At 40.1% G+C, this 10,152-nt stretch carries 13 protein-coding genes; 11 read left to right on the top strand and 2 right to left on the bottom strand.

The features are described from left to right. The first annotated feature begins 243 nt into the window (after positions 1-243). The 5 genes from H5164_RS05995 to H5164_RS05975 all read left to right on the top strand — a co-directional run bounded on the left by H5164_RS05995 (position 244) and on the right by H5164_RS05975 (position 2,451). A complete protein-coding gene (locus tag H5164_RS05995; RefSeq protein WP_182755229.1) occupies positions 244-597 on the top strand; it encodes a hypothetical protein in 354 nt (117 codons plus the stop codon). 127 nt (positions 598-724) lie between these two features. Beyond that, positions 725-1,018, top strand: a complete 294-nt coding sequence (locus H5164_RS05990; protein ID WP_182755227.1) for a hypothetical protein — start codon at positions 725-727, stop codon at positions 1,016-1,018. A gap of 101 nt (positions 1,019-1,119) precedes the next feature. Then, the gene (locus H5164_RS05985; RefSeq protein WP_182755225.1) at positions 1,120-1,509 is read left to right on the top strand and encodes a hypothetical protein; all 390 of its coding nucleotides are present in this window, start codon (positions 1,120-1,122) and stop codon (positions 1,507-1,509) included. A gap of 149 nt (positions 1,510-1,658) precedes the next feature. After that, positions 1,659-2,024 (top strand): cupin domain-containing protein, encoded by a 366-nt coding sequence (locus tag H5164_RS05980; RefSeq protein WP_182697627.1) that lies wholly within the window; start codon positions 1,659-1,661, stop codon positions 2,022-2,024. A gap of 130 nt (positions 2,025-2,154) precedes the next feature. Beyond that, entirely contained in the window at positions 2,155-2,451 is a 297-nt protein-coding gene (locus tag H5164_RS05975; protein ID WP_124015373.1) for a hypothetical protein, read from the top strand. A 419-nt stretch (positions 2,452-2,870) separates the two neighbouring features. On the opposite strand, the gene H5164_RS05970 is transcribed toward H5164_RS05975, so the two are convergent. Continuing rightward, a complete protein-coding gene (locus H5164_RS05970) occupies positions 2,871-3,680 on the bottom strand; it encodes an AraC family transcriptional regulator (RefSeq protein WP_124015374.1) in 810 nt (269 codons plus the stop codon). 36 nt (positions 3,681-3,716) lie between these two features. Beyond that, complete coding sequence (locus H5164_RS05965; protein ID WP_182755223.1) at positions 3,717-4,019, bottom strand: cupin domain-containing protein; 303 nt, start codon at positions 4,017-4,019, stop codon at positions 3,717-3,719. 284 nt (positions 4,020-4,303) lie between these two features. Between H5164_RS05965 and H5164_RS05960 the strand changes: the two genes are divergently transcribed. The 6 genes from H5164_RS05960 to H5164_RS05935 all read left to right on the top strand — a co-directional run bounded on the left by H5164_RS05960 (position 4,304) and on the right by H5164_RS05935 (position 10,129). After that, entirely contained in the window at positions 4,304-5,536 is a 1,233-nt protein-coding gene (locus tag H5164_RS05960) for a hypothetical protein (RefSeq protein ID WP_182755221.1), read from the top strand. Positions 5,537-5,882: 346 nt separating this feature from the next. Then, on the top strand, positions 5,883-6,872 hold the full coding sequence (locus H5164_RS05955; protein WP_259396744.1) for an alpha/beta hydrolase: 990 nt from the start codon (positions 5,883-5,885) through the stop codon (positions 6,870-6,872). A gap of 250 nt (positions 6,873-7,122) precedes the next feature. Continuing rightward, positions 7,123-8,553, top strand: coding sequence for an amidohydrolase family protein (locus tag H5164_RS05950; RefSeq protein ID WP_182755219.1), 1,431 nt, complete (start codon positions 7,123-7,125; stop codon positions 8,551-8,553). 242 nt (positions 8,554-8,795) lie between these two features. Next, positions 8,796-9,302, top strand: a complete 507-nt coding sequence (locus tag H5164_RS05945) for a GNAT family N-acetyltransferase (RefSeq protein ID WP_182755217.1) — start codon at positions 8,796-8,798, stop codon at positions 9,300-9,302. A 145-nt stretch (positions 9,303-9,447) separates the two neighbouring features. After that, on the top strand, positions 9,448-9,852 hold the full coding sequence (locus tag H5164_RS05940) for a DUF1801 domain-containing protein (RefSeq protein WP_124015380.1): 405 nt from the start codon (positions 9,448-9,450) through the stop codon (positions 9,850-9,852). Further along, positions 9,842-10,129: a hypothetical protein gene (locus H5164_RS05935; RefSeq protein ID WP_182755215.1), complete on the top strand. Its 288-nt coding sequence runs from the start codon at positions 9,842-9,844 to the stop codon at positions 10,127-10,129. Before H5164_RS05940 ends, H5164_RS05935 begins: the two co-directional genes overlap by 11 nt. Positions 10,130-10,152: the final 23 nt, after the last annotated feature.

Here is a 10,152-nt window from a genome sequence, read left to right as displayed (position 1 = left end):
GTGGGTCTTGTTTCAATATTTTAATGATTTACATATTGTACTTCAGTCGTTAGTTCTATTTTTAAACAGTTTAACTCAAGGTGTTTTGTTCCTTTTCCTGTATGGTAAGTGGTCAACTAGAAAAGCAACATAACAAGAAATTCAACAGGACTAAAAACAGCGGGCTGTTCGCTACGCTACCATTTTAGCCCGCTATTTTTAGCCCGTTAATTAGGCGTTAACTTACTTAATCATGGAGGATTTATGAACATCAAAAAGTGGATGTGGGAGATAGCGACAATATCGGTTGTCTGTATATTGCTACTTAACCCAGAGTTAGTGTCTTTAGCTTTGTTTGTTGACGCTGTTGGGCTTGATATATTCTTATTACTTATTGAAGTACAGATAGTGGCTGTAAGTGGGTATTACTTTCATACTTGGTTTAAGCCCATATTGATGCCTTTCTATAAATGTTTACTTAAAGTTGACCCCTATTTTTTCATCCCAACGAAGGATTCTGTTGGCAAGTATCCGATGATTTTGTGCCATGCAGTCCCTTTTCTGATGTTACTAATTATCGGTGTCACTGTCGCTAAACCAGTTATTGATATGGCGTGACGTAAGTTAACAAGCCTCTGAATTAAGATTTTCCAATGCTTTCATGCCATTTGCAGAGCAAATCGCCCGCCAGCACTCGGTTCACTTATTAGAGGGGCGTTATGTTTTTTATCGAAAGGATTCGTGCATGAATAAATGGTTGTCTAATAAAAGAATCTTTATGCTAGGTTTCTTTCCTGTTCTAGGATTAATTATTACATTCCTTTTAAATTTTATCGCTAGGCCAGGTTATACAACCTCAGTAAATCAAGGTGCTCTTGCTATTTATTTTATGGGGTCTGTCATGTGGTCAGTGTTTGTTTTTTTTACAGGTATATTTATGTACTCCAAATGTAGATCAATGAATTACATAAAATTTATTCTTGGAGTTTTATCTGTCACTTTTGGTGCCGCCATGCCTTGGATGATCGGTATATCATAGTAATCAAAAACATAACAAAAACATCATGGTAGGAATTTCACTCGCTGAAAAAGCGCTCCTAAAATCCCCATATGTAAAGCGTTATACGTTTAGGAGGAAAAATGTCCAAATATTTAGTTTCAAACATTGCAGATAGACGTCATTCTAAGATATTTGGTGCGGGTTCTTTCTTTGACTTAGAGAGTTCTCAACATGGCTGGGATGAATTTAGTCAAGTTCAGGTTGGTGATAGTGTTTATGTGATAAATAAAAACAGAAACGTAGCCGTCGAATACAAAGTCACAGAAATCAAAGACAACTTGTTGCTAGATGGGGGGCATAAAGTTGTCGCAACGGAAGGTGGTAATACACGTGTACTGTATGGGAAGCCTTTAAATCGAGTCGACCAAGAATATTCCGCATTTGTTAAAATGAACCAAGTTATTAGCAGCAAAATTAACCAAGATACAGGCATGATGCTACAAGGCTTCAACTGCGCAGCCTTTGAGTAAACGTATAACAAACAATTCAAGCAGACTCTCAACGCTCAGCACTTTTGGTTTGCGTCGGGTTTGGTGTTGCAGAGCAATGCGGAAAGTGAACCAGTGCGTTTCGGGCTGCTTAATTGGGCATTATCAGTAAATGAATGTATGGAGTAAAAATGAAGTTTGATGCTATAAATTTTAAAGATAAGTTCTCGAAATTTACTGAACACTGGTCTCCTCGTGTTGTTGCAGAAATGAATGATTACCAATTCAAATTAGTGAAAGTTGAAGGCGAATTTATTTGGCATGATCACCCTGATACTGATGAAGTATTCATCGTTTTGGAAGGTATCCTTAATATAGAGTTCCGTGATGGTCTAGTAACTCTAAACTCCGGAGAAATGTTTGTAATCCCTAAAGGTGTAGAACATAAACCTGTTGCTAACAGTGAATGTAAAATAATGATTGTTGAACCTAAAGGTGTTGTTAACACTGGTGATTCAGGTAGTGAACTAACAGCCGAAAATGATGTATGGGTGTAAAGTTACAGCTAACAAGAATTTAAAGCATGACTCGTAACGTTTTGCTCGATACCGCTTTGCTGTACATTTTAGCAAACAATTATTAGTCCTTTAAATAGGCATTATCATTACAAGGATTTGATGAAAAGTTATGATTATAAAAACAAGAATACTATCTTTAGCTTTTATACTGTCTATGATTTGCTCTTGCTCAACGACTCCACCAATTGTCGTTCATAACGAATACGGTGAGATGTCAGCTGACAACGAACTGTTTCGAAAAGAAGCTAGTGAATGCGCGTTAGAAGCTAGGCAAGGCATTAGGAGTACAACATTAACTGAAAACTCAGAAGAGCCTGAAATAGCTTTTGCGAGTGTTCAACTTTTATCTTTTTTTAGCGCAAACGCTTCATGTATAAAATCAAAAGGTTGGCGTATTAAAGAGTAATGCTAACACATATGAGCCTGGCGTCAGCCAATCGGCGAGCCTAGCTTATTTGACTGCTTTTGCAGTCAAATTAAAACCAATCAACAAATTCATCTACTTCGTCTGTCAGTTAGCTGTCAAATCGTCGTGCTCTTAGAAATCAAAACATGCAATATGGTCACTTTGCTAAAAATAGGCGATACATCCTTGATAGGCATTGGCTATAGTAAAGTCGTTGATCCAGCCTTGTATGTATTGTCGCACTTTAAACAATAGCTGATCTCACACTCACGCCCCAATTTCGGTCCGTGAACGTTTTATCATTTGTTTGAAAATGTGCAGCGTTTAGCATGCCACAGTGAAAGCCCGACTTTGGACTTGGTGGCGCAAAAATAAAGCAGATATCGACGTTACTTACAAAAATGCTATGTTAACTGCGCTTATCGCTGGGGACTTTCGTTCAACTTATTCCACATATTTGGCGTTGTACCAAAGCTTTTCTTGAATTGGCGAGTAAAGTGGCTTTGATCTGAAAAAAAACACTCTTGCGCAACTTGCGCAATGGGTATTCCTTGCGACATAAGTGACTTGGCTTTTTCAAGACGTCTTAAGGTTAAGTATCGATAAGGGCTGGTGCCAAACAATGATCTGAAATCTCGAGTGATTTGCCATTTACTGTAGCCTGTAATCGTGGCTAACTGATCCAATGTTATGTCATTATCTAGCGAGTCATCGATATATTCCCTGGCCATCTGAATAGCCTGATAATTGGCTGTCGTATGCTTGTGATGTATTGTGGTTTCTTTTTGTAAGGCCATGGCAAAATCATAGATAAGGTCTTGGTATTCTAACGGCTCTAGTGGCCGTTGGAACTCAGTCAAGAATCTCTGTGCAATATCGACTAAACAGGGTTTGCCTGTCACGCCATTAGGTAAAAATGGCAAATGATGCCCTTGCAAAATATTTTGTACGTCGACAGGATCAATGTTAATGGCTCGATAACCGAAAGGAGCATCTGTTCCCGCTAACCCGTCATGTAATTCATCAGGATGTAAAACAACGACTTCACCGGGTAAAGAATAGCGCAGGCTTCCTCGGTAATTAAAGCACTGTACGCCAGTGGTTGTTAATGCCAGAGTATAAGTATCATGTCGATGCGGAGCAAATGTAAAGCCAACCAAATTCACCTCAATACGAGGTTTGTCGCCTACAGCAGTGTTGAACCATGTGCTCAATTTTGGGGTCGTCATAGTGTTAACGTACTTTAGTTCCGATGATTGAATATATCATGATGAGGGGGTGGCGATATTATTTTCTAGCAAATATTCAAAAGCGTCTTGAGTTATATCGCTTTCAGTCTCACCAGTATGCTTAAATGACTTTGATTCAATCAACAGCACTTGGGCCAATTCATTTGTAGTCACTTTGTGCTCTATCCCTTTCGCTACCATGTACAATTCTCCAGAGCAGAGATGCACTGACTCGGTTCGAGTGTGCACGACGATATTTCCTTTCATTACCCAAAGTAACTCGTCTTCGTTAGCGTGGCAGTGCCAAGGTATCTTATCGCCTATAATTTTGACCAGCATAATCCTAGAATCGTTAATATCTAAAAGTACTTTTGGGGTATAGGTATCTGAAAACATATCGAAGCAATCTGAGACATTTAATTTTCGATTCATAACGACTTCAATTTGTATTGGTTTAGTGTAGGCCAAGCATAGTCGATAAACCTGGAACTTATAGAACGATATTGCGATTTTACCGGCGTATTTATAGCCTCAATCGCCGCAATATCGTTCTATAAAATGCCCATGGCTTCTCGTAATATTTGATATCACAGTTGATATGTATTTATTAGAGAGTCGTCAAAATGAAATTTAAAGGTTCAAAGCGCATTGCAAAGCTATCCTTCTTACACTTGGTAATCATTTTACTCGCCGGTTGCGGTGTCACTGGGCTGATTAACTTGCAAAGCGGTAATCAATTTGCCAAGCAAGACTGGCATGGGGCAGATAGCAGTTTCACCGTACCATTTGAATGGCATGACGGTCACGTTATCATAAATATAGCCTTAAACGGCCAGCAGGATTTGCGCTTTGCGCTCGACTCAGGGGCCGCAGCGACGGTGTTGTTTGAAACTGAAAAAACCAAAGATCAGCCACTGTCATTTGAGATGCAAATAGATCTGCAAGGTCGGAAAGTTAATGTAGTTAACGATGCGGAGATTACTATCGGTCAGATAACGTTATCGGAAATGACAATTATTCAGGTCCCCATCGATCAATCTCCTTTATTTGGCTCTTATGATGAAGCTTACTTTGATGGTGCCATTGGGTTTGATATTCTCAATCGATACATGACTCGTATCAATTATGCAGACAAAACGGTTACCTTTATTAAAGATAGTTCGACCGCTTTAACATCAACTGAGTGGGTAAAGTTACCCATGGCTATTCATGGCCGAATCCCTTACATTTCTGGTGCAATACCCAACCAGCAAGGGCAGCCAGCCCATTATGATTTAGTTGTAGATACTGGCGCTCCCGATTATCTATACATTAATTCGTTACTTGCGACCGACTTTAATTTTCCATCTTCCTACTTTGAAAGTAATACCAAGAATTTTAATGGCGAACATACGGTAAAAACTAGCCGGATTAATTATTTTCAAATAGCAGGCACAAATTTTGAAAATATCGCAGTGCATGATCTACCTGACTTCGAAGACGACAATGGTATTGGCTTAATTGGTAGTGGTCTGCTGCGAAATTTTGATGTGGTTTTCAATTATGAAAATGGCTACTTAGCTCTGAAAAAGAATATACAGTTTACCCCTCAAACCTTTATTGACCGAAGTGGTTTGCAACTAGAGCCGCATAGAAATGGCGGATTAGTAAAGGGTTTAGGGGAGACCGCTGGCCTAAAGGCACTCAAGATTGCCCTAGGCGATGTGGTTACCAACATAAACGGTAATAAAATCAATGAAATTAACTTTGATGAAATTAGGGGCTTACTCAGCAGCGAAGCAGAGCATGTCGAAATCTGTTGGACGTCTAGCGGTGTTGATATGTGCGGCACCTTGGTTTTGCAGGATCGCTTTTAGGACGAAAAATTGCCACAATTAATCAGACCGGAGCTCATTATCAGGAGTACCGGTCCGGTCGCTGTATCGAAGAGTAACCATTTTCATTAGTCTGGCGATAATCATGCAGGTGGTTATATTTGAAGCCCAGACGGTTTATTCATACGGCTTTTTAGTCGATGAGGTCGTCATTTTTGTGAGCATACATTAGCTCACAATAATTGACGGCTTTACTCAGCGTGTTAAGTCGCAAATTACAGCGACGTTATATCGCGACGTTAGTTGTGCAAATCGGCTATGCACTTTATGGTTGAGCGAATAGAAAATTCTCACTTTGAAAAGGTTTTATTTAAGGAACTATTAATTAATGAACTTTAACCCCATAGCGATGAAGGCTTTGATAACACTGTTATTTACTTTTCTTGCAAATAATGTGCACGCTAGCTCTGATGAGCAAAGTAGTAATGACTTTTTCTCACTTGCTGAGATTAAAAATGCCCCTAAAAAATCATTACAGCCTATTAATTATGTACAGGCAAGTGATGATGTTTCCTTGGCCTATCGTGCTTATCTGCCAAAACAGCCCCAAGCAATGTTAATCTTTTATCATGGCGCAGGTGCTCATAGCGGGCTTAGCTACAATCACATCGGTACGGGTTTACGTGATAATTTTAATATCGCTGTATATATGCCAGACATACGAGGTCATGGAGGATCTGGCGGAAATCGGGGTGATACTCCACAGGTTGAACAAGTGTGGTTAGACATTAATACAATGGTTAACGTTGCTCGTGATAAATATCCAAATCTTCCTCTATTTGTTGGTGGTCACTCAAGTGGTGCTGGTTTAGCGCTAAATTATTCTAGTTGGGATCAAAGAGCTGAGATTGATGGCTATGTATTTCTAGCGCCATATTTTGGTTATCGTTCAGAAACTAATTACGATACTGGTGAGAATAAACGCTTCGAGTTTTCTACAGTAACAACCTCTGACTTTGTCATCAATACGATGAGCGGTGGTTTATTTTTCGGTCATTCAAAAGCAGTAAAATTCAATTTTCCAGATTCTGTGTTAAGAGATAACCCTGAAATTGTCCCGTTTAACACTGTTAATATGTCGAACGCTGTGACCCCTCATTCACCTGACTCTCAATTATCTGATATACACCAATTTGGCTTATGGATAGGAAGGCAAGATGAGGCGTTTGATCCATTAAAAGTCACTATGTTCGCAGAGAAATACAGTGGTAAAGACGCTAGCAAGAAAATTGAAATAGTGGATAAAGAAAATCATTTTTCAATTATGTTGAATGCTGCCAACTTTATTGGTCCATGGTTAAGAAATGCGATTAAGTAGTGGCAATTTTTGCATCATCTGACTCTTAGTACCGAAGAATTGGTTTGTTGGATGAAAAGTCAGCAAACCAACCCAAGACAAACTCTTATTTCAATCAAGCTTTGAGCTCATATAAAGATAAAAAATTGAAATAACACAATTGAAAGATGTTGTATTACAGTGAGATGCTAAGGTCAGCTAACCATCGTCATCAAAAACTCGCCCGTTTTCTGCGGGCGTTAAATCCAAGTTTACAAATTGGCTTATTAATATGAAGATTTTCATTAACTTGCTGAAATATACAATCCTATCGCTGTTATGTGTACTCGCGCTGATATTACTCGCCATCCCAATATCAATTTATGAAATGCCTAACGATTTGCACACCGTTGATAATACGGAAGATATTGTGATCGACAATGCAAATTACATTGATGTATTAACGGGTAAAATAATAAGAAATCAACGAATTTACCTTTCCAAAGGCCGGATCGTTTCTATTGGAGAAAGAGCATCTAGCCAAAGTCGAGATGCTCGGGTGATCGATTTGCACGGCGAATACGTCGTCCCCGGTCTGTTTGATATGCACGTTCATCTGCATGACAGAAAATACCTAGCCTTGTACCTCGCATATGGCGTTACCTCGGTGAGGAATATGAGAGGGTTACCCATGCACCTTAGATGGAAAAGTGAGTTAAACAGAGGTGATTGGCTTGGCAGCAATTTGTATACGTCATCCCCCGTTTTAGATGGTGAAAGATATGCACATGCTCTTCAGCAGGTAGTGATATCACCAGCAAAAGCACGTGAACTGGTTAGAAAATATAAAGATGATGGATATGATTTTATCAAAGCCTATGGCTACTTAGATAAGGAGGTTTTTGAAGCCATTACTGATGAAGCCAGCCGGTTGGATTTCCCCATAGCCAAGCATGGTCCTAACCCGATAGATGGGCTTGGATTGCAATCTAACAGTGGCTTGCAATCTCTGGAGCATGTAGAAGATATTTTTCAAGGCCCGCTTAATTTTTCATTTGATCAAAACAGCATGGCTATTTGGGTGAGCCAATTAAAGGCGATTAATCCGACTGTTACTCCGACGTTGGCGACATTCCATCACTTGACCAAATTAAGCCAAGACAAAGCCGCGTTCGTCGATAGCCTGCCGTTGAACACCTTAAATCCTCTTTATCGCATAATTAATACTGAGTTTGGCGTTAAAAGATGGCTAGGAGCATCACAGGAACAAGCGGACTGGAATAGCAAAGAGGAGCAGTTTCTTTTTGACATCGTTAGGGAGCTGGATAAACAAGAGGTGACATTATTGTTAGGCTCTGATGGCGGAACCTTATATATGCCATCAGGGTTATCAACCCACCTTGAAATTGAATTGATGGTGAAAGCGGGAATATCGCCAATAAAGGTCTTACGGGCTGCGACTATCAATGCGGCAACCGCATTGGGAGTTGACGATAAATACGGCTCAATAGAGATTGGCAAGGTAGCTGATTTGGTTGTGCTAAAAGAGAACCCTTTAGATGATTTGCAAGCACTCGCTGAACCCATTGGGGTTATTAAGGCCGGGCAATGGATCAACAGCAGTGAATTATCGGCATTAAGAATCTCCGCAGAGAAACCATCAAATCTATACATAAGTATGGGGAGGTTGCTTGAAGACATTATCTCACGAGCAATGCCCTAGCAATATTGGCAGTGATTATTTTAATTTAACAGGTGCGTCAATTAGGACGCTCGTAAACTCGCACCAATTACGTTGGCGTTATATGCTCAAGGATGATTATGCGAATCGTTGACAGCGATCGAAACGAGCACATATTAAGTCATTGCAAAGGACTAAAAATAGCTGACTATTGCTCGTGCTTCGCTTATTTTAGTCATCAATTTTGTGCTCATTATTAGGGCGTTAAATACAAGGATAGTTTTGTGGAAATAAAACAAGTCAGTTCGATATCGGGTTTAGTTGAGCAATTACATTCGTTACTTGCTGATTGTATCGTGAGTGGTGCATCTGTCGGTTTCTTAACACCAATCAATGACCAAGAAGTGAAATCATATTGGGAGTCTGTTGAAACAGAACTTGAGTCGGGTACTCGAAAGCTGTTTTTAGCCTATGACAATGATAATGTCATTGGCGCCGTTCAATTATCTCTTTGTGCTAAAGCTAATGGTGCACATAGAGGAGAAGTTGAAAAACTCATGGTTGATACGAGGGCTAGAGGTAAAGGCGTGAGTAAAAAGCTGATGTCGCTAATGGAAAGTGCTGCATCTGAAATGGGCTTGACACTACTTGTGTTAGATACTCGTTTAGGCGACGTAGCTTCTTCGTTATATCGTTCAATTGGTTACACCGAGGCAGGTCAAATCCCTCAATTTGCTCGTAGCTCTACAGGGGAGTTGGAAGCAACGGTCTACTTCTTCAAGTTATTGTAATTTAAAAAGCGTTCAAGACTGATTCCCCATGCTTGGTGGTTTCAGCTCAAGTTAAGTTTGGTGTTTAAGGTGCAATGTTTTAGTTTAGGTCGTCGCGTTGCTCACCACTTAACGCGGCGTTACGTGTGTTGCAATTGGAGGCCCAGTGAAAGCAGAAATACAGGCAAAATTTGCGACTTACCCCGCTGAAGCGCAAAGACTGCTTAACGCCATTCGTCATCTGATTCTTGCCGTTGCGGAAGAAAATGACTTGGGTGCTGTTGAAGAAACGCTTAAGTGGGGCGAGGCCAGCTATCTTGTAAAAGGCGGCACGACGATTCGAATGGACTGGAAGCCAAAAGATCCTGATTCTATAAAGGTATATTTCCATTGCCAGACTCGATTGATTGAAACCTTCAGGGAGATATATCGAGATGAATTCGCATATGAGGGTAAACGTGCGATTGTGGTTCCTCTGGATGCTGCTATCAAAGAAGGGCCTCTAGGCCATTGTCTCCAAATGGCATTGAAGTACCATAGTTTGAAACATCGACCTTTGCTTGGCGCTTGAGGGACATTGGAAAGGTGACGATTGCACTGAAGGTGCAATTATCCAAGATGCTGAGGTGTTATTTTGTAAAGAAGAAACGCCAGAGGCTGGAACCTTTATGGTTTATTCCATCAAATACAAAGGTAAAATAACGAACTCTAGAGGCTATTATAGTGCTGACACTGTAGATGTTCATTTGTATGCGCCAAAGGCAAAAACATTCATTAAGCTAACTCAGCAGCAAAAAGATTACTTCTATGTTGAAGAGTTACTGAATATTCTGATAAATACACGCTAATAGGCAATTCAAGTGGGGCTGTT

It is taken from the genome of Shewanella sp. SG41-3 (genome assembly GCF_014164545.1).
GTDB lineage: Bacteria > Pseudomonadota > Gammaproteobacteria > Enterobacterales > Shewanellaceae > Shewanella > Shewanella vesiculosa.
Note: the sequence above shows the minus strand (reverse complement) of the source record. Positions and strands in the feature narration are given on the sequence as shown.